Origin of the sequence: Pseudomonas sp. GD03903 (assembly GCF_029840045.1) — a bacterium.
GTDB classification, from domain to species: Bacteria; Pseudomonadota; Gammaproteobacteria; order Pseudomonadales; family Pseudomonadaceae; genus Pseudomonas; species Pseudomonas pseudonitroreducens.
The window spans coordinates 555629-576596 of sequence record NZ_JAOCBT010000001.1 but is presented as its reverse complement, the minus strand read 5'-3'; the positions used below and the strand labels follow the sequence as shown (position 1 = coordinate 576596).

Annotated in this window: 20 protein-coding genes; 11 read left to right on the top strand and 9 right to left on the bottom strand. The window is 64.6% G+C overall.

Annotated elements, in window-relative coordinates; genetic code table 11:
• Positions 1-37 precede the first annotated feature (37 nt).
• Positions 38-2122: an AsmA family protein gene (locus tag N5C91_RS02510; RefSeq protein ID WP_236171339.1), complete on the bottom strand. Its 2085-nt coding sequence runs from the start codon at positions 2120-2122 to the stop codon at positions 38-40.
• Positions 2123-2405: 283 nt separating this feature from the next.
• Between N5C91_RS02510 and N5C91_RS02505 the strand changes: the two genes are divergently transcribed.
• The 4 genes from N5C91_RS02505 to N5C91_RS02490 all read left to right on the top strand — a co-directional run bounded on the left by N5C91_RS02505 (position 2406) and on the right by N5C91_RS02490 (position 7341).
• Positions 2406-2939, top strand: coding sequence for a ferritin-like domain-containing protein (locus N5C91_RS02505; protein ID WP_236171338.1), 534 nt, complete (start codon positions 2406-2408; stop codon positions 2937-2939).
• A 335-nt stretch (positions 2940-3274) separates the two neighbouring features.
• Positions 3275-4042 (top strand): hypothetical protein, encoded by a 768-nt coding sequence (locus tag N5C91_RS02500; RefSeq protein WP_279827603.1) that lies wholly within the window; start codon positions 3275-3277, stop codon positions 4040-4042.
• A 330-nt stretch (positions 4043-4372) separates the two neighbouring features.
• Entirely contained in the window at positions 4373-4741 is a 369-nt protein-coding gene (locus N5C91_RS02495; protein ID WP_279827601.1) for a phage infection protein, read from the top strand.
• Positions 4742-5043: 302 nt separating this feature from the next.
• Positions 5044-7341: an Ig-like domain-containing protein gene (locus N5C91_RS02490; RefSeq protein WP_279827599.1), complete on the top strand. Its 2298-nt coding sequence runs from the start codon at positions 5044-5046 to the stop codon at positions 7339-7341.
• A gap of 53 nt (positions 7342-7394) precedes the next feature.
• On the opposite strand, the gene N5C91_RS02485 is transcribed toward N5C91_RS02490, so the two are convergent.
• Entirely contained in the window at positions 7395-8705 is a 1311-nt protein-coding gene (locus N5C91_RS02485) for an MFS transporter (RefSeq protein ID WP_236199001.1), read from the bottom strand.
• A gap of 217 nt (positions 8706-8922) precedes the next feature.
• Here N5C91_RS02485 and N5C91_RS02480 point away from each other — a divergent pair, with 217 nt between their 5' ends.
• Together N5C91_RS02480 and N5C91_RS02475 are read left to right on the top strand one after the other, a co-directional pair.
• The gene (locus N5C91_RS02480) at positions 8923-9165 is read left to right on the top strand and encodes a DUF6868 family protein (protein WP_236171334.1); all 243 of its coding nucleotides are present in this window, start codon (positions 8923-8925) and stop codon (positions 9163-9165) included.
• 111 nt (positions 9166-9276) lie between these two features.
• Positions 9277-9492 carry a hypothetical protein gene (locus tag N5C91_RS02475; RefSeq protein WP_236171333.1) on the top strand — a complete coding sequence of 72 codons (216 nt, stop codon included), beginning with the start codon at positions 9277-9279 and terminating at the stop codon, positions 9490-9492.
• A 6-nt stretch (positions 9493-9498) separates the two neighbouring features.
• Here the strand turns inward: N5C91_RS02475 and N5C91_RS02470 are convergent, their stop codons facing one another.
• Positions 9499-10581, bottom strand: a complete 1083-nt coding sequence (locus N5C91_RS02470) for a fatty acid desaturase (protein WP_279827594.1) — start codon at positions 10579-10581, stop codon at positions 9499-9501.
• Between the two features lie 11 nt (positions 10582-10592).
• Positions 10593-11693, bottom strand: coding sequence for an iron-sulfur cluster-binding domain-containing protein (locus tag N5C91_RS02465; protein ID WP_279827591.1), 1101 nt, complete (start codon positions 11691-11693; stop codon positions 10593-10595).
• Positions 11694-11847: 154 nt separating this feature from the next.
• On the opposite strand from N5C91_RS02465, the gene N5C91_RS02460 reads away from it, so the two are divergent.
• The 5 genes from N5C91_RS02460 to N5C91_RS02440 all read left to right on the top strand — a co-directional run bounded on the left by N5C91_RS02460 (position 11848) and on the right by N5C91_RS02440 (position 15275).
• Complete coding sequence (locus N5C91_RS02460; protein ID WP_236171330.1) at positions 11848-12483, top strand: TetR family transcriptional regulator; 636 nt, start codon at positions 11848-11850, stop codon at positions 12481-12483.
• Between the two features lie 270 nt (positions 12484-12753).
• Positions 12754-13254, top strand: a complete 501-nt coding sequence (gene ureE / locus N5C91_RS02455) for an urease accessory protein UreE (RefSeq protein ID WP_236171329.1) — start codon at positions 12754-12756, stop codon at positions 13252-13254.
• Between the two features lie 87 nt (positions 13255-13341).
• The gene (locus N5C91_RS02450; RefSeq protein ID WP_279827585.1) at positions 13342-14019 is read left to right on the top strand and encodes an urease accessory protein UreF; all 678 of its coding nucleotides are present in this window, start codon (positions 13342-13344) and stop codon (positions 14017-14019) included.
• A 10-nt stretch (positions 14020-14029) separates the two neighbouring features.
• The gene (gene ureG, locus N5C91_RS02445) at positions 14030-14644 is read left to right on the top strand and encodes an urease accessory protein UreG (RefSeq protein ID WP_037012004.1); all 615 of its coding nucleotides are present in this window, start codon (positions 14030-14032) and stop codon (positions 14642-14644) included.
• A 58-nt stretch (positions 14645-14702) separates the two neighbouring features.
• Entirely contained in the window at positions 14703-15275 is a 573-nt protein-coding gene (locus N5C91_RS02440; RefSeq protein WP_236171327.1) for a HupE/UreJ family protein, read from the top strand.
• 365 nt (positions 15276-15640) lie between these two features.
• Here the strand turns inward: N5C91_RS02440 and N5C91_RS02435 are convergent, their stop codons facing one another.
• From N5C91_RS02435 to livM, 5 genes are all read right to left on the bottom strand, one after another.
• Positions 15641-16405, bottom strand: a complete 765-nt coding sequence (locus N5C91_RS02435; protein ID WP_236171326.1) for an SDR family oxidoreductase — start codon at positions 16403-16405, stop codon at positions 15641-15643.
• A 528-nt stretch (positions 16406-16933) separates the two neighbouring features.
• On the bottom strand, positions 16934-17857 hold the full coding sequence (locus N5C91_RS02430; RefSeq protein WP_279827579.1) for an ornithine cyclodeaminase family protein: 924 nt from the start codon (positions 17855-17857) through the stop codon (positions 16934-16936).
• Positions 17858-18078: 221 nt separating this feature from the next.
• Complete coding sequence (locus N5C91_RS02425; RefSeq protein ID WP_045216300.1) at positions 18079-18795, bottom strand: ABC transporter ATP-binding protein; 717 nt, start codon at positions 18793-18795, stop codon at positions 18079-18081.
• Complete coding sequence (locus tag N5C91_RS02420; protein WP_024765989.1) at positions 18792-19667, bottom strand: ATP-binding cassette domain-containing protein; 876 nt, start codon at positions 19665-19667, stop codon at positions 18792-18794. The genes N5C91_RS02425 and N5C91_RS02420 overlap by 4 nt, the downstream gene beginning before the upstream one ends.
• Positions 19664-20968, bottom strand: a complete 1305-nt coding sequence (gene livM, locus N5C91_RS02415; protein WP_236171323.1) for a high-affinity branched-chain amino acid ABC transporter permease LivM — start codon at positions 20966-20968, stop codon at positions 19664-19666. Before livM ends, N5C91_RS02420 begins: the two co-directional genes overlap by 4 nt.

The window sequence follows — 20968 nt, the reverse complement described above, 5'->3', positions numbered from 1 at the left end:
ACTAGGCGTCCCCCTCGCTCCTACAGGCGCCTCCTGATCACTTGCGCGTGGCGGGCGCCTTCGCCGGTTGCTTCATCTGCTGCAGCAAGGCGGCGCACTGGTTGTCGTCCTGCTTGCTCGGGGCGATCAGCGCCAGCAGCGCCGCCGCCGGAGCCACCGCCACGCCGAGGGCGACCATCCCCGCGCCACGCGCCGCCAGCGGCAATACATGCACGCCGGCTTTCGGGTTCTTGAAGGTGCCCTGCACATAGAGTGGCGAACGCAGGGAGAAAATCCGTACGCCTTTGCTCTGTGGCGTGATGTCGAGGTCGAGCTGCTCGGTGGCGAAGTTGGCGCTGCCATCGACCGTGATGATCGCGTTCTCGGTATCGAAGGCGAACACCCGCGGCTTGGCCAGGCCATTGGCAATGCCTACGTCGGCAGCCGCGCAGTTGATCTTCACCTCGTCATCGCCGAACAGCTTGTTCACCACATAATTGCCGACGTTGAGCCCGGCGATCTCCATCAGGCTGCGGCTGATGCGCCCGTCATTGATCAGCAGCTTCATCTCGCCGTTGGCGCCGGCCAGGATGGTCGCCACCGAGTTGCCGGTGCCGGTGATCGCGGCGTCGCCGTTGAGCTCGCCGAAGCTCGACTGCATCGGCGCGAAGCTGGGGAACAGCTCCTTGAGCTTGAAGCTGCGCGCCTGCAACTGCACCTTGCTCTGCAGCGGCGTCTTGCCGCCGTCCAGGCGAATGTGCGAATCCAGCGTGCCGCCGGCCACCCCAAAGCGCAGCGGCTCCAGGGTCAGCAAGCCATCGTTGAGTACCAGGTGGGTATAGAGGTCGCTGATCGGCAGCTTGTCGCTGTGCACAATGCGCTTGCCGGTGAATTCCACGTCGGCATCCATGGCACGCCAGCGCTCGGTGCGAAACTCCTCCACCGGCAACACCTTGTCCGCCGGCTGACGCGTGCTCTGGCCGCGCGCCTGTTTCTCCTGGTTGGAGTCGGCGCCGATCAGCGGGCCGAGGTCGGCCATGCGCAACTGGTCCGAGCGCAGCTTGCCGGACAGCTTGGGCCTCGGCTGGCGATTGACGAACACCAGGTCGCCATGCAGATCGCTGTCGCCGACCTTGCCGTTGAAGTTCTCATAGTGGAACTGCGCGCCGGCCGAATCGTGCAGCTCGGCCTTCAGGCGGCCGTCCGTCTCGTAGGCCGGGGTATCGGGCAGGGTCACGCCGGTGAGCGGGAAGAGGTTGGCCATGCTGGTGCCGGCCAGTTTCAGGCGCAGGTCCAGCGCCCCGAGGTTCAGCGGGTCGGTCAGCGTGCCGACGATGCTCGCGCGGGTACTGCCGGCGGACACGTCTGCCTGCACCGGGAAGGGCTTGGCCGCATCCTGCAGGGCGAGCATGCCGCCGACCTTGCCCGCGCCACTCAACGGCAGGCCCTTGTACTGGCCCTTGAGCTTCCAGCCGAAGACGTAGTCCTGGGTATCGGCCTTGTCGCCGCCGGCCAGCGCCTTGCCAGCCAACTCGCCGAAAGGCACCGGCTTGCCAAGCGGGTCCACCAGCAGCTCCAGGCGAGTCTTCAGGCTCTGGTCATCGAGGCTGACACTGCCCTTGTCGAAGCCGATCTCGCCGATATCCAGCTTCCACGAGGATTGCTCGGGCATGGCGTTGGGGTCTTCTTCCTTCTTCGGCAGCTCGAAGGTCCAGGTGGCGCGGCCATCGGCCAGGCGCAGCAAATCCGCGCTGGGACGGGTCAGGACGATCTGCGGGATGCGCACCGTCTGCCACAACAGCGGCAGCGGGGCGAGGCGGAATTCGACTTTTTCGAGACTCGCGAAGTTCGCCGCGCGCGTCTTGCCCGCCGCCCAGTCCGGATTGCCCAGGGTGATGTCGGCGGCGCTGAAGTGCGGCCAAGGCACGTAAGCGCGCCAGCCGCCCTCCGCAGGTTCCGTGCGCCAGAACACCTGCAGGTCGCCATTGATGGCAAAGGGGCGCCCCAGCTCGGCCGAGACCTTCTCGTTGATGGTCGGCTTCACCCGGTTCCAGTCGAAGGTGGCGATGAACACCACCAGCGCGGCGATCACCGCGATGAAACCGATGAAGCTCCAGAGGCAGATTCGTTTCCCGCGCGTCATACCTGAACTCCCTGCTGGCCGCGTCGGTGGAAGCAGCGACGTCCCCACGTCGCTGCCGGTAAACATTGGCCGCCTGAGCATGCCGGGCCGGCATTCTCCCTTGGCCTGATCACTTGGACCAGCATAGCGGGGCGTTGTATCCGCCGAATTGCACGCGGAAGGTCTGATGCAGACGCCATGGCGAGAAAACTTAAACTTTCGCCGCCACCGGCGACTCACACCCTTGTGACCCGATTTCAGCCGTGCGCCACCGCAGCGCCGGTTTGCCACAAGGAGATGACTGATGAACCAGGCACAACTGACCGACGTCCAGACCCTGCGCCAGCGGGCGCGCCAGAACATCGAGGACGGCGCGGTGACCGAGGGCTACCATGCCGACCGCAAGACCGTGCTGCGTCTGCTCAACGAGTCGCTGGCCACCGAACTGGTCTGCTACCTGCGCTACAAGCGCCACTACTTCATGGCGACAGGCCTGAAAGCCAGCGTTGCCGCAGCCGAATTCCTCGAGCATGCCACCCAGGAACTGCAGCACGCCGACCTGCTGGCCGAGCGCATCATGCAGCTGGGCGGCGAACCGGACTTCAATCCCGCCGGCCTGACCGAGCGCTCCCACGCCGAGTACGTCGCGGGCGCCAATCTGCGTGAAATGATCACCGAGAACCTGGTCGCCGAACGCATTGCGGTCGACAGCTACCGCGAGATCGTCGTTTACCTGGGCGACGACGACCCAACCACGCGTCGCCTGTTCGAGGAGATCCTGGCGCAGGAAGAAGAGCACGCTGACGATATGGCGGACCTGCTGCAGGACCTGAAATAACCCCTCTCCAACGCTCCCACCGATGCCCGGCTCTCCGGCCGGGCGTCGCGTTTCTGCCCCCGTCTTTCCGCGCAAAGCCGCGCCACAGAGCGGTCAGGTCACCCTCGACCCACTAATACATCCAATAATCAGATACTAACAATCCCACCGATAACGCCAATCGAAGGCATTGATAGAAGTCAATTTTCAAAATCAACTATTTGATTTTAAACAATTTATTTAACAATCATCGGCATCGATAGCGACTATCTTCCGGCATCGTTTTCCAATCGATAATCCAGAACAGATACTGAGTCCGTGTCCAACGAACTCCCCACTCTTTCTGGAGCCGCATCATGAAACGCACCCTTGTACTTGGCTTTGCCCTCTCCGTACTTGCTGCCAATGCCGCTTTCGCCGGCTCCCAGCAAGATTCCCCTGTGATCAACGCCAGCCAGGTTCAGGTTCTGGCCCAGGACGGCGCAGAGCGCACCCTGGATCAACAGCAGAAACAACTGGACGCCGCCAAGGCCCGTGTCGCTGAAAATGGCTCCAGCCAGTCGGTCGATCGCCTGATCCAGAAAATGAGCGTCGCCGAGAATGGCTCCAGCCATACCGTCGACCGCCTGCACAAGCAGTTGGGCGTGGCTGAAAACGGTTCGAGCAAAACCATCGACCGCCTGCACAGCGAAATGAGCGTTGCCGAAAACGGTTCGAGCAAATCGGTTGACCGCCTGCATCAGCAAATGAACGTCGCCGAGAATGGCTCCAGCCAGACTGTCGACCGCCTGTACAAGCAGCTGGGCGTCGCTGAAAACGGTTCGAGCAAAACCATCGACCGCCTGCACAGCGAAATGAGCGTTGCCGAAAACGGTTCGAGCAAGTCGATTGACCGCCTGCACCAGCAAATGAACGTCGCCGAGAACGGCTCCAGCCAGACTGTCGACCGCTTGCACAAGCAACTGGGCGTCGCTGAAAACGGTTCGAGCAAAACCATCGACCGCCTGCACGGTGAGATGAACGTGGCCGAAAACGGCTCCGAGCACACCATCGACCAACTGCACAGCAACATGGTTGCCGAGTCGGGTGGCGACACCGTCTTCAACGCCCATCTGAAGGCGTAAGGCTCAAGGCAGTACACCGAAAGGTGAGAGAAAAGCCCGGCTCGGCCGGGCTTTCTTATCGCTCCAGCCCCGCGCATCCCCAACTTCGATGCCTGGCCAGCCGTGTTTTGTAACGGCGTCTTGCCTGAAACCACTGACAACGCACCAGAAACAACCGCCCTAGAGCGGTTTTCGTCGTTCCATCATCGACGCCGATAGTTGAAATTAGCCGGCTAAATAATCGACAACACTGATGCTCTGTATTACGCAGCATCGTTTTTAAATCGATTTATCCGAAGGGAAAATAACCCTGTAGCCAAAACTTACCGCCCCCTTTCGGAGCCACGCAAAATGAAAACCAAGATCGCCCTCAGCCTTGCACTCACTTCCCTGATGACCGCCAGCGCCGTCTTCGCCGCTCCGGCCATCCTCAACAACGGCCCGCGCAGCACTCACCAACTGCAGCAGCAGAGCGCTGAACCCCGCGTCGCCGAGAACGGCTCCGACCGCACCATCGACCGCCTGCACAAGCAAATGAACGATGCCCGTGTGGCCGACAACGGTTCCGAACGCACCATCGACCGCCTGCACAAGCAGATGGAAGAGGCCCGCGTTGCCGAGAACGGTTCCGAGCACACCATCGACAAGCTGCACAGCAACATGGTCGCCGAATCCGGTGGTGACACTGTGTTCGATGCCCACCTGAAACGTATCTCCTGATTCAGGTATGCCGCACACAGCGAAACGTGTGGATCCACCGCCACTTCCCCCCTCCAGGCCGATGACCATGATGTGGCATCGGCCTTTTTCATGCCCCTACGCCGTGCGCTGAGCCCCTATCCCATTCCTCTCCTCTCACTGGGGACACCCATACCGGTCAGCCCTCGACCTCATATAGCCACTTCGGAAATTCAGGGAAGAAGTTAAAAAAAATCGCTGACTCTCTCCGCGATTTCGTACAGGGCTATTGCCGGACGCCCAACTACAGTAGGCGCCTCAAAAACTATTCAGGATGAAAGGTCATGCCCGGCAAAAATCTGCTTTTGACCACGATACACGGTCAAACCGCCAGCCGAGCCGTTATCGCAGGCGGCGGCAAGGTCACTGCCATTGCGGATGCTCAGTATCTATTGCAGATGAGCGATGAGCGCACGGCTCGGGACAACATCATCGTCAAACGAGCCGGCGACGATTTGCAGATATTCATCGACGGCATCGACGAACCCAACCTGACGCTGGAAAACTTCTACGGCGATGAGACTCATGCACAGCTCTGCAACGTCGATGCCGATGGGCAGATTCATGCCTACTTGCGTACTGACGGCCTCGGTTCAGATGGGCATCTTCTGCTGGCCGACGGAGAATCTGCCCCTCTTTTCCTTGGCGGCCCTGCGTTGGGCGTAATGCCCGAAGCAATAGGCGCAACCACCGATCACGCCGCCGCCATTCCACTGTGGCCCTACTTGGCTGGCGCTGCCGCCATTGGCGCTGCGGGTAGCGCTTACCATCATCACACTCAGGGCAGCGGCAACAGGCATGCTGCTCCCAGCGGGTCGGGCACCACCCCGCCAGCGCTACCGACCGAGTGGAGTGCCGACCGATGGGGCGCCAGCGGGAAGGCCGAAGCAGGCAGCACCGTGGTGCTCTACGAAGGCGGCACGAAATGGGCCGAAGTGGAGGTTGATGCAAGAGGCGACTGGAAACTCACCAGATCAGATCCCATCGGACCGGGCACCTACAGCTTCACCGTTGAAGTGATCGACAAGGCAGGCAACAGCAGCGGCCAGACCGAGCCGATCGAGTTTGTCGTGCCGCCATGGTCGGGCAAGGCCGACATCACGCAAGTCATCGGCCACACTGACAACCTCCAAGGCGAAATCGCGCCGGATGGACTGACCAATGATGCTCGCCCGCAACTGGTGGGCCGGTGCAGCACGGGCACAGTCTTCGTCAGTATCTACGATGGCACCACGCTGCTGGGCGCTACCAAGGCGCTCTCCGACGGCACTTGGTCCTTCACACCAGACACCGACTTGAGCGAAGGCCCGCATAGTCTCACAACCGTGGCCTTCGGTGGCTGGTCCGGCAACGGCGAGCCAAGCCCCGCCTGGAACTTCACCGTCGACACCACCCCACCGGCGCTACCGACCGAGTGGAGTGCCGACCGGTATGGCGTCAGCGGGAAAGCCGAAGCCGACAGCACCGTGGTGATTTACCACAACAGCACGAAATGGGCCGACGTGGTGGCCGATAAAAATGGCGACTGGCATTGCACCTTCGAGGAATACTCAGGGCCCGGCACCTACAGCTTCACCGTTGAAGTGATAGACAAGGCAGGCAACAGCAGCGGGCAGACCGAGCCGATCGAGTTTGTCGTGCCGCCATGGTCGGGCAAGGCCGACATCACGCAAATCATCGGCCACACTGATGACCTCCAAGGCGAAATCACGCCGGATGGACTGACCAATGATGCTCGCCCGCAACTGGTGGGCCGGTGCAGCACGGGCACAGTCTTCGTCAGAATCTACGATGGCACCACGCTGCTGGGCGGTACCAAGGCGCTCTCCGACGGCACTTGGTCCTTCACACCAGACACCGACTTGAGCGAAGGCCCGCATAGCCTCACAACCGTGGCCTTCGGTGGCTGGTCCGGCAACGGCGAGCCAAGCCCCGCCTGGAACTTCACCGTCGACACCATCCCTCCCGCCCTGGCAACCGACTGGTTCGTCGACAACCGGAGCGGAAGCGGCGAGGCCGAACCCGGCAGCACCGTGGTGGCCTACCACAATGGTGAAAAACTGATCGAAGTACCGGTAGGAGCCGATGGGAAGTGGCATTACACCCTGGACAATCAGCAGCCATTGGTCACCGGCATGCACACCTTCACGGTGGAAGTGATCGATAAAGCGGGCAACTCGAGCGGCCTGTGCGCCCCTCTCGAAGTTTGCGTAATGCCGCCCCCGCTTGACGATGATGAGCACACCCCCGCCTCTTCCATTGCCATTGGCAGCACCACCGATGGGAGCAATTACCCGATCAATCTGTCCGATCTTGGTCCAGGCTGGACCGGCAACATCACCATTGCCGCCGAACGGGAAAAATCCACAGGGGCCAATAACGATGCAGGCTCACCCTTCTCCAGAAGTCTGCCGGCCCTGCAAGATTTGCTGACTGATGGCGCAAACAACATGTTCCCCATGGGTTCGAAGAGCGCCAGCGAGCAGACGGATTGGTCAGCCCGCGCCGATACCTCTTACCCAAGCGCCATCAGCACCGAGTTGAACGCCATACTGCTGGAAGCAAACGCCTCTCTCCTTTAAGGCAACGGGGGATAAGAAGGCCCTGCGAGCCTTCTTATCCCCCGCTCCCGACATCAACCTCTAGCTTCGCCACCATCCGGCTCGCCATCGGAGCGGCCGATGGTCGCCGGCGCTTCCACCACCAACTCCTCCGGCACCTCGTCGACACGCGGGTCCAGCGCAGCGGCCATCGGGCTGACGGTATCGGGCATCGCCACGTGGTGCAGCGGCGCCTCGTCGACGCGGTGCACGCCGGTAACGCGCTTGGGCTGCACCCAGAAGATCAGGATCAGCGCATAGGCCGACACCAGCATGTAGAACATGCCCGGGCCGAAGTGGCGCATCATCGCGCCGGCGAACAGCGGGCCGATACAGGCGCCGACGCCGTACGTGGTCAGCAGCATCGCCGAGAGCGCCACACGGCGCGACTGCTCGACGTGGTCATTGCCCAGGGCCACGGCCAGCGGATAAAGGGTGAACAGCAGCATGCCGGTGACAAAGCCGTTCGCCAGCAGCAGCGTGTAGGGCAGCTCGATCAGCCCCCACATAGGCACCGCCGCCAGGCACAGCAGCAAGGCGTTGGCGCGGATCAGCCAGCTGCGATTCACCCGGTCGGACAACCAGCCCAGCGGCCACTGCGCACAGAAGCCGGCGACGATGCACATGCCGACGAAGAAACTCGACTGCGCGGTGTCCAGGCCGTTGCGCGCCGCATACACCGGCGCCAGGCCATAGAAGGCGCCGACCATCAGACCGGCGACGAAGATAGTGCCCAGCGACTGCGGTACGCGCTTCCAGAAGAAGCCGATCTCCAGCGGCGCCGCCACCAGTTTGGCCGGGTGGACGCGGCGGGTCAGCGCGAGCGGGATCAGGCAGGACGAGAAGCAGATGGCGACCAGCAGCAGCGGCTTGTAATCCAGCGCCGGGCTCAGCGCCAGCAGGCCCTGGCCGACCACCAGGCCGGCGTCCACCGCCACCATGTAGCCGGCGAATACCTTGCCGCGCTGGTGCCCTTCGGCCTGCTCGTTGAGCCAGCTCTCGATCACCATGTACTGGTTCATCATCACCGCGCCCATCACGAAGCGCAGAGCGATCCACACCTCCAGCTGCGAGACCAGCGCGTGGATCAGCACGATTACCGTCGCCATGCCGGCGCAGGCTACGTAGGAACGGATATGGCCGAACCCGGCAATCAGCTTGTGGCCGAACTTGCCGCCACAGACCAGGCCGAAGTAGTACGCCGCCATCAGGCCGCCGACCCAGAGGTCGCTGACGCCTTCCTGGGTCAGGCGCAGGCCCATGTAGGTGGTGAACAGGCCGGAGCCGGCGAGCATCAGCAGCGTAGCAGTGTAGAGCGCGGGAAAGGTGACGAGCGGGCTGAACATGGCGAGTCCGGCAGGCAGATGAGGAAGGTGGGATGTCACGGCAAGGTTAGCCGTCCGCACATCGGACAGCAGTCGCGCGGCAAAGATCACATGGTTTGCGGCGGATGCGCATTATGGCCGGCGGCCAGCGCATCGGCTATCGGAGCGCTGCCACGCGGATGCCTGAAACCATCCCTGCGGGCGCGCGTCGAACGCAGTATGTACCCGGAGAATCGCCATGCTGCTCCAGGACCTGAAACCCTTCCTGCTCTACTGCACCCTGATCAACTACGCCATCCTGCTGATCTGGTTCGCCGCCTTTACCCTCGCCCACGACTTCGTCTATCGCCTGCACACCCGCTGGTTCTCCCTGCCGGTGGAGCGATTCGATGGCATTCATTACGGCGGCATGGCGGTCTACAAGATCGGCGTCCTGCTGTTCAACCTGGTGCCACTGCTGGCGCTGTGCATGCTTTCCTGAAGCGATGCGCCAGCTGTGCGACATCATGACCACCGATCGGAAAGCAACTTGTTGAAATTTATTGGAAATAATCAGGTCGTAGGGTGCTCGCAGTTTTCAGGAGATCTCCCCGTGCACCACGCAACCCGCAGCCTGCGCAAGACCCTCGACGCCGTCGCCGCCAATAACGAAGCCACGGCCCTGGAAGTCATGCGGGCAGTCGAACAGGTCCAGGATGACCTGCTCCGGCAGAAACTGCTGAAGTCCATTCATCACCTCAACCAGGACGCCGCCGACCTGCGCGCCCTGCGTGAAGAGATTGCCTCGCCGATGACCCGCCGCGCCTGATTCGCCTCAGGCGATCGCCGGCTGCGTCGGCCGGCGATGGACCCAGATGCGCTTGAGCACCGTGGCGAACTGCGCCGACAGCCGGCCGCTGTTGTAGGTCTGGCCGTAGCGCGCGGCAATCGCCTGCACTTCGCACGACAGCTGCGCATAGCGGCGCGCCGGCAGGTCCGGATAGAGATGGTGCTCGATCTGGTGGCTGAGGTTGCCGGTGAGGATGTGGAACAGCGGGCCGCCCTCCAGGTTGCTCGACCCGCGCAACTGGCGCAGGTACCAGTGGCCGCGCGTCTCGTCCTGCAGCACCTCGGGCGGGAACACCGCGGCCTTCTCGGTGAAGTGGCCGCAGAAGATCACGGTGAAGGTCCACAGGTTGCGCATCAGGTTGGCGATGAGGTTGCCCAGCAGCACCGCGCCGAATGCGCCGGAGAACAGGCCGAGCAGCGGAAACACGGCGTAGTCCTTGACCCACTGGCGCCCGACCTTGGCGTTGAACTGGCGCAGCAGCGGACGCAGTTCCTCCTTGCTCATCCGCCCCTTCACGTACTTGTCCAGGCGCAGGTGCTGCACCGCCACGGCGTACTGGAACAGCAGCGCCTGGATCGTCACCCACAGCGGCTGCCAGCGGTAGAACGGTTTCCACCTCTGTTCCGGGAACAGCCGCACCACGCCGTAGCCCACGTCGTCGTCCATGCCCAGCACGTTGGTGTAGGTGTGGTGCACGTGGTTGTGCGTGTGCCGCCAGAAATCCGCGGGGCCGACGATGTCCCACTCATAGTTCTGCCCGGAAAACTCCGGGTCGTTCATCCAGTCGTACTGGCCATGCATGACGTTATGGCCCAGCTCCATGTTCTCCAGGATCTTGCCCAGCCCGAGCAGGAAGGTACTCAGCAGCCAGGTCGGCGGGAACCAGCCTGCCATCAGCAACACGCGGCCGCTCCAGCAGCAGAAGCGCACCGCCGCGCGGATACGCCGGATGTAGCGGGCGTCCTTTTCGCCCAGGTCGTGCAGGGTGCGCTGGCGCAGGGCGTCCAGTTCGGCACCGAAGGCCTCCAGCTCGGCGGCGCTGAGGTCGCGATCTTCGCGCATGGACATTCTCCAGAAGGTCAGAGATCGACGGTCAGGTCGCCCTGGGGCGCGCTGACACAGATGCGGATGGGCTGGCCCGGCTCACTGAACAGCTCACCGCTGCGCAGGTCGCGCACGCAGCCGCTGACCAGCGTGCAGGTGCAGCGGGTGCACACGCCCTGCCGGCAGCCATGCAGCGGGCGCAGGCCGCTGGCTTCGGCCTGCTCCAGCAGGCTGCGACGACTGTCACCGGTCACCTGCAGCGCGCTGCGGGCGAAGCGCAGGCTCACGGCCTGGGCCGGCTCGCGGTCGTCCCAGGCGGGCGGGCTGAAGCTTTCTGCCTGCAGGCTTCGGCTGCTCGCCCCCAGCGCCTGGCGTACCGTTTCGACGAAGCCGCCAGGACCGCACACCAGCACGTGGCGAGCCTGCAGATCGGCAACGTGATCGCTCTGGAAACGCCCGCTCAACTCACCGTCCAGCGCGGCATCGCCGCTCAGCGCCCAGCGCAGTTCGAGGTTCGGGTATTGCCGCGCCAGGGCTTGCAGCCCGACGAAGAAGGCCTTCTGGCCGCGCTCGCGAACGTAATGCAGCAGCGTCACCGGGCCGCCGTAACCGCGCGCCAGCGCCTCGCGCAGCAGGCCAAGCAAAGGCGTCAGGCCACTGCCCGCCGCCAGCAGCAGCACGCCCTGGTCATCGGCTGGCCAGTTCAGGTCGCCGTCCGGCTCGCCCAGTTCCAGCATTTCGCCGACACACAGCTGCTGCAGCAGGAAGGTGGAAATCCGCCCGCCCGGCTGCAACTTCACGGCGAACTCCAGGCAGCCGTCCTCGGCGACGCGGGTCAGGCTGTAGCTGCGGCTGTGGCGGATACCGCCGTTCTCGACGAACAGTTGCAGGTGTTGGCCGGGCCGCGCGCCGCACCAGTACGCATTCGGGCGCAGGCGTAGCTCAAGCATGTCGTCAGCCACCCATTGCCGTGCCTCCACCCGCGCATACACGCGCCGCAGCGACCAGCCGGGGTTGCAGGCGCGCAGTACGGCATCGACATCCGACTCGCGCAGCCACTGGCCACGCACCAGAGCGCGCAGCGGTGACAGCAGCGGCGAGACGAAGCGCAGGCCGGCGAAAGGAAGCAGGGGCATGGGCGGACACCGAACAGTAAACACGTGTTCACTTAAAATCTCACGCGAAGGAGATTTCAGTCAACAGTTGTTCACTGTGCCGCGCAGGAAGCTCCCCAACGCCGACCGGCATTTGCTAGAGTGCCTGCGCCTTCGCCTTGGATAGCACTGCCGTATGTCCACTCCCCGCGCCGAACAGAAGCAACAGACCCGCCTGGCCCTGATGGATGCCGCACGCAGCCTGATGGACAGCGGCCGCGGTTTCGGCAGCCTGAGCCTGCGCGAAGTGGCGAAGACGGCCGGGATCGTCCCGGCAGGCTTCTACCGGCACTTCACCGACATGGACCAGCTCGGCCTCGCCCTGGTCGCCGATGTCGACGAAACCTTCCGCGAAACCCTGCGGGTGGTACGCCGCAACGAATTCGAGCTGGGCGGCGTGATCGAAGCGTCGGTGCGCATCTTCCTCGACGCCGTGACCGCCAACCGTACCCAGTTCCTCTTCCTCGCCCGCGAGCAATACGGCGGCTCGCACCCGATCCGCCAGGCCGTCGGCGCCCTGCGCCAGCGCATCACCGATGACCTGGCCGCCGACCTGGCATTGCTCAACAAGCTGCCGCATCTGGGCGCCCAGGACATCGACGTGATCGCCGACCTGGTGGTGAAGACCGTCTTCGCCACCCTCCCCGAGCTGATCGACCCGCCAGCCGACAGCCTGCCGACGCACCTCTCGCCCCAGGCCAAGATCACCCAGCAGCTGCGCTTCATCATGATCGGCGCCAAGCACTGGACCGGGATCGGCTCGCGGCCCTGAGCTTCGCTCACGCGCTCAACGCTTTCGTGTAGGAGCGAGCTTGCTCGCGAACCGGCCCCGCTGCGAAATCTGTTCGCGAGCAAGCTCGCTCCCACAAAGAGCCGCATCCGCCCCTCGATGGTGCGCACCGTTTTCGTGCGCACCAATGTTGCGCGCACGCACCATTCCTGATCGTTCGGACAACGCCGCCAGGCCGCGCCAGCGCTAGCTCAGGCCGACGCTGGCAAGCCCCTTGCTGTAGCACCGGCATTGCTACTGCCGGACGCTGCCATGCTGGTCATCCACCAACGAATCGAACCCCGCGAACACTGGGACGCCGAGTTGCGCCTGAACTACGAGGCGCGCAGCAAGAGCCGCCTGCGCTGCTTCAGCAGCAGCGGTGAAGACGTCGGCCTGTTCCTCGAACGCGGCCAGTCGCCGCTGGCGGATGGCGAATTCCTGCTGGCCAACGATGGCCGGGTGGTGCGCGTCAGCGCGGCGCCGGAGAAGTTGCTCCACGTCACCTGCGCCAACGCTCGCGAACTGAACCGCGCGGCCTATCACCTGGGCAACCGCCACGTCGCCCTGCAGGTCGGCGAAGGCTGGCTGCGCCTGCTCGACGACTACGTGCTCAAGGCCATGCTCGACCAGCTCGGCGCGACGGTGGAAGCCATCGAAGCGCCGTTCCAGCCGGAGCATGGCGCCTATGGTGGCGGCCATCACCACTCGCACCATGGCGAGGAACAGTTCAACTACGCGCCGAAGCTGCATCAGTTCGGGGTTCGCTTGTGATGTTTTGGCGCGAGCCCCGCTCCCCCACCCCAGCCCTCTCCCAGAGGAAGAGGGAGCCGAACGGCAGACATGAGAAGGTCATCGCCCATGGCTGAATCCTTCAGTTTCTGGTCGCTCCTGCGCCTGGCCAGTCCGCAGTTGCCCATTGGCGGCTACAGCTATTCGCAAGGGCTGGAAAGCGCCATCGACCAGGGCCAGGTCAAGGACGCCGACGGCGCCCGCACCTGGCTCGCCGACCAGTTGCAGCTGAACCTCGCCCGCTTCGAGGGCCCGCTGCTGACCGAGCTGCTGCGCGCGGCACAGGCCGCCGACTGGAGCGCCTTGCGCGACGCCGCCGAGCGCCACCGCGCCAGCCGCGAGACCCGCGAGCTGGGCCTGGAGAATCGGCAGATGGGCTTCTCCCTCGGCCAATTGCTCGAAGCCCTGCCCGAGCTGGACGAGCCCGCGCGCCAATGGCTCGCCGCACAGCCCGAGCCCTCGTTCGCCGCCGCCTGGGCCCTGGCCGCCCGCGCCTGGGGTTTATCCCCGGAGCAGGCTCTCGGCGCCTGGCTGTGGAGCTGGCTGGAGAACCAGCTGGCGGTGCTGATGAAGACCCTGCCGCTGGGCCAACTGGCCGCGCAGAAGCTCACCTCGCAACTGCTCCCCGACCTCGACAACGCCTGCCAGGCAGCACTCGCCAATCCGCCCCACGGCGGCGCGCCCTTCGGCCTGGCCTTGGCCTGCATGAATCACGAAACCCAATACAGCCGCCTGTTCCGCTCCTAGGAGAACTGCCATGAACTCTCAACCTCTTCGCGTCGGCATCGGCGGCCCGGTGGGCTCCGGCAAGACCGCCCTGACCCTGGCGCTGTGCCGCGCCCTGCGCCAGCGCTACAACATCGCCGTGGTCACCAACGACATCTACACCCAGGAGGACGCACAGTTCCTGGTGCGCAACGAGGCACTGGAGCCGGAGCGGATCATCGGCGTGGAAACCGGCGGTTGCCCGCATACGGCGATCCGCGAGGATGCTTCGATCAACCTGGAGGCGGTGGACCAGCTCAACCGGCGCTTCCCCGGCCTCGACCTGATCCTGGTGGAGTCCGGCGGTGACAACCTATCGGCCACCTTCAGCCCCGAGCTGTCCGACCTGACCCTCTACGTGATCGACGTGTCCGCCGGCGACAAGATCCCGCGCAAGGGCGGGCCGGGCATCTGCAAGTCCGACCTGCTGGTGATCAACAAGATCGACCTCGCCCCACTGGTGGGCGCTTCGCTGGAAGTGATGGACCAGGACGCCTCGCGCATGCGCGGCGACAAGCCCTTCGTCTTCAGCAACCAGAAGACCGGCCAGGGCCTGGCCGAGATCATCACCTTCATCGAGCGCCAGGGGCTGCTGACCGCAGCCTGATGCCCTTCCGCGGCCGCGGAAGAACGGTCGCCCCACGACAAGAACCAGGGAGTTATCCATGCAATTGCGCAAAGCCCTCTACAGCCTGGCGCTGTTCCTCACCCCGGCGGTGGCCTTCGCCCATCCGGGGCACGGCGACCATGGCCTGATCGCCGGCATCGCCCACCCCATCAGCGGCCTCGACCACCTGCTGGCGATGCTCGCCGTCGGCCTCTGGGCCGCACAGCAGAAAGGCGCGGCGCGCCTGGCGCTACCCTGCACCTTCGTCGGCAGCATGCTGATTGGCGGACTGCTCGGTTTCGAGGGGCTGCAGATGCCATTCATGGAAACCGGCATTGCCGCTTCCGTGCTCGCGCTGGGCCTGTGCGTCGCGCTGGCCGTGCGCCCGCCGCTGTTCCTGGCGATGGGCGCAACCGCGTTGTTCGCCCTCGCCCACGGCGTGGCCCACGGACTGGAGCTGCCGGAACTGAGCAGTCCGTGGCTGTATGCCGCTGGTTTCGTCGCGGCAACCGCTGCGCTGCATGCGGCGGGTTACGGGATTGTTCGTGCGCTGCCGCAAGCGGCGGCACCGCTGGTGCGTTTCGCCGGGCTGGCTTCGGCAGGCGCGGGTGCATGGCTGCTCGCCGGCTGACCCGCTTTTCGCAGGAGCGAGCTTGCTCGCGAACCAACCTCGCTGCGAGGCCGTTCGCGAGCAAGCTCGCTCCTACAAAAAAGTCGGTGCATCGGTGGGAGCGTAGGAGCGGACTCCGTCCGCGATGTCTTCCCGCGCGCTGGGAACCTATCGCGGACAGAGTCCGCTCCTACAAGGTCAAGAGCCCCTCCCCCTGACCCTGGCTGCGCGCCCCGCTCCTCAAGCGGGAGAGGGGACTGTCCGGTGCAGGATGAAGCCTCGGTATCAGAAGCTCGGACGGCTCCCTCTCCCTCTGGGAGAGGGCTGGGGTGAGGGAGAAATCCCGGCACTGAGCCCCCGAAGTGCGACAGTCAGCCGGCCGTACATCAGCCCTTGCGATGCACCGAGAACCCCGCCCACGCCTGGCTCACCGGCATGATTTCCAGGGTGTTGATATTGATGTGCGGCGGCTGGTTCATGATCCAGTGGATGGTCTCGGCGATGTCCGCGGACTGGATCGGCTCGGCGCCAGCGTAGGTCTTGTCGTACTTCGCCTGGTCACCGCCGAAGCGCACCAGCGAGAACTCGCTCTCGCACATGCCCGGCTCGAGGTTGGTGACGCGCACGCCGGTGCCCTGCAGGTCGCAACGCAGGTTCAGCGAGAACTGCTCGACGAAGGCCTTGGTCGCGCCATACACGTGGCCGCCCGGATAGGGCCAGTGCCCGGCCACCGAGCCGAGGTTGAGGATGCTCGCACCCGGGCCGTGGGCGATCAGGCGCGGCAGCAACAGGCGGGTGGCGTACATCAGGCCCTTGATGTTGGTGTCGACCATGGTGTCCCAGTCATCCAGTTCGCATTGCTGCGCCGGGTCGGTGCCCAGGGCGAGGCCGGCGTTGTTGATCAAACCACGCAGCTTGGCGAACTTCTCCGGCAGGCTGTCGACGGCGGCGGTCATCGCCGCGCGATCGCGCACGTCGAGTACCAGCGGCAGCACGTCGGTCTCGGCGGAAAGCTCCTGGGCCAGTGCATTCAGGCGCTCCTCACGTCGGCCGGTGATCACCAGCGACCAGCCGTCACGGGCGAAACGCCGCGCACAGGCTTCGCCGAAGCCGGAGGTGGCGCCGGTAATGAACAGGGTGGGAGTGGTCATCGCAAAGTCCTCTTTTTTACAGGCTTGTGCTGGGCGCCGCCGTCACCGGTGCATGCCGGGAAATCGTGCAGTGCGCGTTCTTGTCGGTCGGTCGAGCATAACAGCCCGAACCTGCCGCGTTGCGTTACAGCCGTGCTGGATAAAACCCGAACAGCCGCTTGAAAGCCCCATGGCTACGGGCCTGCCGCAAGTTGCACCCACCTTGTCCACAGGCTGCTCCACGGATTCTGTGGGCAAGCGCAAAGCGTCTTTTCCGCTGGACGATTTTCGAGCGCCCTGGCGCAAGCCGCGCCGCCGTTGCGCTGGAGAAGTTCTTCCCAAGGTTATCCACAGGTCTTTCAACGGCTACCGGGGACAATTGTCAGCTTTCCGGAACTTTTCCGCGAAGCCGTACCTGTCCATCCATACAGGGGTTGCGAGGTGATCGAACAGAAATCGAGCGCCCGTGACGGCGCCAGTGGCCACGGGGCCTGGCAGCGTTCTCCCAGATGTTATCCACAGCCCGGCCCACAGATTTTCGGGACAACTTCACGGCACCAGCAGGCGCGCCGCAATCAGGTCTTCCAGCGCGTGACCGACGGATTTGAACAGGGTGATCTCGCTGTCATCCCGCCGCGCTCCGCGCCCCTGCAGCAAGTCGCTCAGTTGGGTAGCGATGGCGCCCTCCTCGATCACGCCCTCGCCCATCGGGATCAGCAAGTCGCCCGCTTCTTCCAGCGCGCCTTCGCGGGTGTCGACGACGATGCGCGCGCGGCGCACGGCTTCGCTGTCGGTCTCGCGCATGCTCGGCAGGAAGGCGCCAACCAGGTCGAGGTGGCAACCCGAGCGCAACCATTCGCCGAGCACGATGGGCTCGCGGGAAGTAGTGACGCAACTGATGCAGTCCGCCGCCGCGACTCCGCCACGCAAGTCGGGGCAGGCATGAACGGGGTAGCCTTCGTCCTGCAATTGCTCCACCAGCGCCTGCACCTTGTCTTCCTGGCGGCCCCACAGGGCGATGTCCTCGTACTCGCGCACCGCGCAGTGGGCGCGGACCATGTGCGGCGCCAGGGTGCCGCTGCCGACCACCAGCAGCCGCCGCGCATCGCGGCGCACCAGGTAATCGGCGGCCAGCGCAGAGGTGCAGGCGGTGCGCCGCGCGGTCAGTTCCGAGGCTTCGAGCATGGCCAGCGGGCGGCCGCTGCTGCCGTCGAACAGACAGAACAGCGCGGCCACCGCCGGCAGGTTCTTCGCACCATTGCCGGGAAACACAGTGACCAGTTTCACGCCGATGTCCTGGCCGGGGCGCCACACCGGCATGCTCAGCAGCGAGGCGTTTTCGGGCAGCTCATGGCAGCCGCGCACCGGGGCTTCGCACTCATGGGCGAGGCCGATGCGCAAGGCTTCGATCAGTTGCGGATAACCCAGGCGCTGGGCCACATCGGCGTTGGTGAGGAAGCGGAGGTCTTGCATGGAAACCCCTCTGCTGGGAGCGGTGGATAAGTCGTAGGAACAATCTTCTTCCTGTGGCAATTCCGTGCCGATACCTCCCCCTCACCCCAGCCCTCTCCCCCAGGAGAGGGAGCCGTACGTGCCGGCTGACACCCTGGCATTCATCCTTCGCCGAACGGTCCCCTCTCCCTTTGGGAGAGGGTTAGGGTGAGGGCGGCCAGCCTAGAAAGAACGCAGCTGCGTCAGTGCCCCCCGAGATAGGCGTTGCGAACCTCCTGGTTACCCAGCAGTTCCGCCCCGGTGCCACTCAGGCGAATCTCGCCATTGACCATCACGTAGCCGCGGTCCGACAGCTTCAGCGCGTGGTTGGCGTTCTGCTCCACGAGGAACAGCGTCATCCCGCTCTGCGCCAGCTCGCGCAGGGTCTGGAAGATCTGCTTGACCACGATGGGCGCAAGCCCCAGCGAAGGTTCGTCGAGCAGCAGCAGCTTGGGCCGGCTCATCAGCGCGCGGGCGATGGCAAGCATCTGCTGCTCGCCGCCGGACATGGTCATGGCGCGCTGGTTGCGTCGCTCCTTCAGGCGCGGGAAGAGGTCGAACATGCGCTGCATGTCTTCCTGGGCGTGGTCCATGCCGATGGGGATGGTGCCCATCAGCAGGTTTTCCTCCACGGTCATGTCGGGGAATACCCGGCGCCCTTCCGGCGACTGCGCAATGCCGTTGGAGGCCACGTAGTGCGCGGACTTGTGGCGGATATCCTGACCCTTGTAGAGGATCGCGCCGCCGGCCGCGCGGGGCTGCCCGAAGATCGACATCAGCAGCGTGGATTTGCCGGCTCCGTTGGCGCCGATCAGCGCCACGGTCTCCCCCTCGTTGACGGTCAGCGAGACTTTCTTCAGCGCCTGGATCGGCCCGTAGAACACATCCACCTCACGGAATTCCAACATCGGCGCCGTCATGCCAGCTCCTCTTCGTCTGCGCCGAGATAGGCGGCAATGACCTTGTCGTTGTGGCGAATTTCCTCCGGGCCGCCGCGGGCGATGACCACGCCGTGGTCGAGCACGATGATGTGGTCGGAGATGTTCATCACCATGCCCATGTCGTGCTCGATCAGCAGCACGGTGATGCCGTGGTGGTCGCGCAGGTAGCGGACGATGCGCGCCAGTGCCTGGGTTTCCGCAGGGTTGAGGCCGGCGGCGGGTTCATCGAGGCAGATCAGCTCGGGCCGGGTGCACATGGCGCGGGCGATTTCTAGGCGGCGCTGCTGCCCGTAGGACATCTCGCCGGCCAGGCGGTTGGCGCAGTCCACCAGGTCCACCACTTCCAGCCAGTAGAAGGCGTGGTCCAGCGCCTCGCTTTCCGCGCGGCGGTAGCCGGGGGTGTTGAGAACCCCGGCGATGAGGTTGCGGTTGACGAACATGTGCTGGGCCACCAGCAGGTTCTCCACCACCGACATCTCGCGGAACAGCCGGATGTTCTGGAAGGTGCGCGCCAGGCCGGCGCGGTTCACCAGATGAGTGCCGCCGAACATCTTGTAGTAGAGGCGGTTGCCGAACTGCGCCGGGTTGACGAAGTCGCCACCCTGGAACGGCTGACCGAGCACCTTGATGACGTCGGTGGTGCCGCCCTGGGTGTTGAGCAGGATGTTGCCGCCGGTGGCCTTGTAGAAACCGGTGAGGCAGTTGAACACCGTGGTCTTGCCGGCGCCGTTGGGGCCGATCAGCGCGGTGATGGAGCCGCGCTCCACGTCGAGGTTGACGTCGTTGAGCGCCTTGATGCCGCCGAAGTGCATCATCAGGTGCTCGACGCTGAGGATCTTGTCACCGCTCATGGTGCCACCCCCTTGCGTACGGCGAAGCCCGAGCGGCTGATGCGGATCAGCCCGCGCGGCCGCCAGATCATCATCAGCACCATGAGGATGCCGAACAGCAGCACGCGGTAGTCGGCGAAGCTGCGCAGCAGCTCCGGCGCCACGGTGAGGACGAAGGCGGCGATCACCACGCCCACCGTCGACCCCATGCCGCCCAGCACCACGATGGCGAGGATCAGCGCCGACTCGAAGAAGGTGAACGACGACGGGTTGACGAAGCCCTGGTAGCTGGCGAAGAACACCCCGGCCAGGCCCGCGGTGGAGGCGCCGAGCATGAACGCCGAGAGCTTCACCAGCACGTGGTTCAGGCCCATGGCGCGGCAGGCGATTTCGTCCTCGCGCAGCGCTTCCCAGGCGCGGCCGACCGGCATGCGGGTCAGCCGGTGCTTGATGTAGAGCACCAGCATGACCACCAGGAACAACACGATGTAGATGAACAGGAACTTGAAGTTCTGGTTGTAATCGATGCCGAGGAACTCGTGGATCGGCGTGCCACCCTCCTTCGCCCGGCGGCCGAACTCGAGGCCGAAGAAGGTCGGCGACGGCACCGGCATGCCGTTCGGGCCGCCGGTGAAGGACAGCCAGTTGTTGAGGATCAGGCGGATGATCTCGCCGAAGCCAAGGGTCACGATGGCCAGGTAGTCACCGTGCATTCGCAACACCGGGAAGCCCAGCAGCGCCCCCGCCAGCGCAGCGACGATGGCCGCCAGCGGCAGCACCGTCCAGAAGCCCAGGCCGAGGTACTGGTAGCCCAGCGCCAGGCCATAGGCGCCGATGGCGTAGAAGGCCACGTAGCCCAGGTCGAGCAGGCCGGCGAGGCCGACCACGATGTTCAGGCCCAGGCCGAGCAGCACGTAGATAAGCCCGAGGATGATCACGGTAAGCAGGTACTTGCTGGCGAAGAACGGGAAGATCACCGCGGCGAGGATCACCAGCGGGACTATCCAGCGCAGGCGCGTCTTGTAGCCCGGCGGCAGCACGCTGATGCCCGAGTCGGAGCTCTCGAAGCGGTCCATGATGCGCAGGCCGGCAGGGGTCTGCAGGAACAGGCTGAGCAGCAGGCGACCGAGCATCACCGCGCCGATCATCCAGGCCAGGCGGACCGGTTCGACCTTGAAGCTGTAGCCATCGAGCACGATGCCGACGATGGGGCCGAACACGATCAGCGCGATCAGCCCGGCCAGCACGGTGTCGACGAGGCTCTTCCGGATATCGATGCGCGCCGGGGCCGGCGCGGCTGAAGTCTGGGTAACGGACGTCAT

What these genes read in the sequence shown, in the direction of transcription:
- N5C91_RS02490 (WP_279827599.1), top strand. Translation starts at nt 5,044, where the DNA reads ATGCCCGGCAAAAATCTGCTTTTGACCACGATACACGGTCAAACCGCC.
- N5C91_RS02495 (WP_279827601.1), top strand. Translation starts at nt 4,373, where the DNA reads ATGAAAACCAAGATCGCCCTCAGCCTTGCACTCACTTCCCTGATGACC.
- N5C91_RS02420 (WP_024765989.1), bottom strand. Translation starts at nt 19,667, where the DNA reads ATGAGCGGTGACAAGATCCTCAGCGTCGAGCACCTGATGATGCACTTC.
- N5C91_RS02500 (WP_279827603.1), top strand. Translation starts at nt 3,275, where the DNA reads ATGAAACGCACCCTTGTACTTGGCTTTGCCCTCTCCGTACTTGCTGCC.
- N5C91_RS02450 (WP_279827585.1), top strand. Translation starts at nt 13,342, where the DNA reads ATGGCTGAATCCTTCAGTTTCTGGTCGCTCCTGCGCCTGGCCAGTCCG.
- N5C91_RS02510 (WP_236171339.1), bottom strand. Translation starts at nt 2,122, where the DNA reads ATGACGCGCGGGAAACGAATCTGCCTCTGGAGCTTCATCGGTTTCATC.
- N5C91_RS02425 (WP_045216300.1), bottom strand. Translation starts at nt 18,795, where the DNA reads ATGACGGCGCCGATGTTGGAATTCCGTGAGGTGGATGTGTTCTACGGG.
- ureE (WP_236171329.1), top strand. Translation starts at nt 12,754, where the DNA reads ATGCTGGTCATCCACCAACGAATCGAACCCCGCGAACACTGGGACGCC.
- livM (WP_236171323.1), bottom strand. Translation starts at nt 20,968, where the DNA reads ATGACGTCCGTTACCCAGACTTCAGCCGCGCCGGCCCCGGCGCGCATC.
- N5C91_RS02440 (WP_236171327.1), top strand. Translation starts at nt 14,703, where the DNA reads ATGCAATTGCGCAAAGCCCTCTACAGCCTGGCGCTGTTCCTCACCCCG.
- ureG (WP_037012004.1), top strand. Translation starts at nt 14,030, where the DNA reads ATGAACTCTCAACCTCTTCGCGTCGGCATCGGCGGCCCGGTGGGCTCC.
- N5C91_RS02470 (WP_279827594.1), bottom strand. Translation starts at nt 10,581, where the DNA reads ATGTCCATGCGCGAAGATCGCGACCTCAGCGCCGCCGAGCTGGAGGCC.
- N5C91_RS02435 (WP_236171326.1), bottom strand. Translation starts at nt 16,405, where the DNA reads ATGACCACTCCCACCCTGTTCATTACCGGCGCCACCTCCGGCTTCGGC.
- N5C91_RS02460 (WP_236171330.1), top strand. Translation starts at nt 11,848, where the DNA reads ATGTCCACTCCCCGCGCCGAACAGAAGCAACAGACCCGCCTGGCCCTG.
- N5C91_RS02505 (WP_236171338.1), top strand. Translation starts at nt 2,406, where the DNA reads ATGAACCAGGCACAACTGACCGACGTCCAGACCCTGCGCCAGCGGGCG.
- N5C91_RS02480 (WP_236171334.1), top strand. Translation starts at nt 8,923, where the DNA reads ATGCTGCTCCAGGACCTGAAACCCTTCCTGCTCTACTGCACCCTGATC.
- N5C91_RS02430 (WP_279827579.1), bottom strand. Translation starts at nt 17,857, where the DNA reads ATGCAAGACCTCCGCTTCCTCACCAACGCCGATGTGGCCCAGCGCCTG.
- N5C91_RS02465 (WP_279827591.1), bottom strand. Translation starts at nt 11,693, where the DNA reads ATGCCCCTGCTTCCTTTCGCCGGCCTGCGCTTCGTCTCGCCGCTGCTG.
- N5C91_RS02485 (WP_236199001.1), bottom strand. Translation starts at nt 8,705, where the DNA reads ATGTTCAGCCCGCTCGTCACCTTTCCCGCGCTCTACACTGCTACGCTG.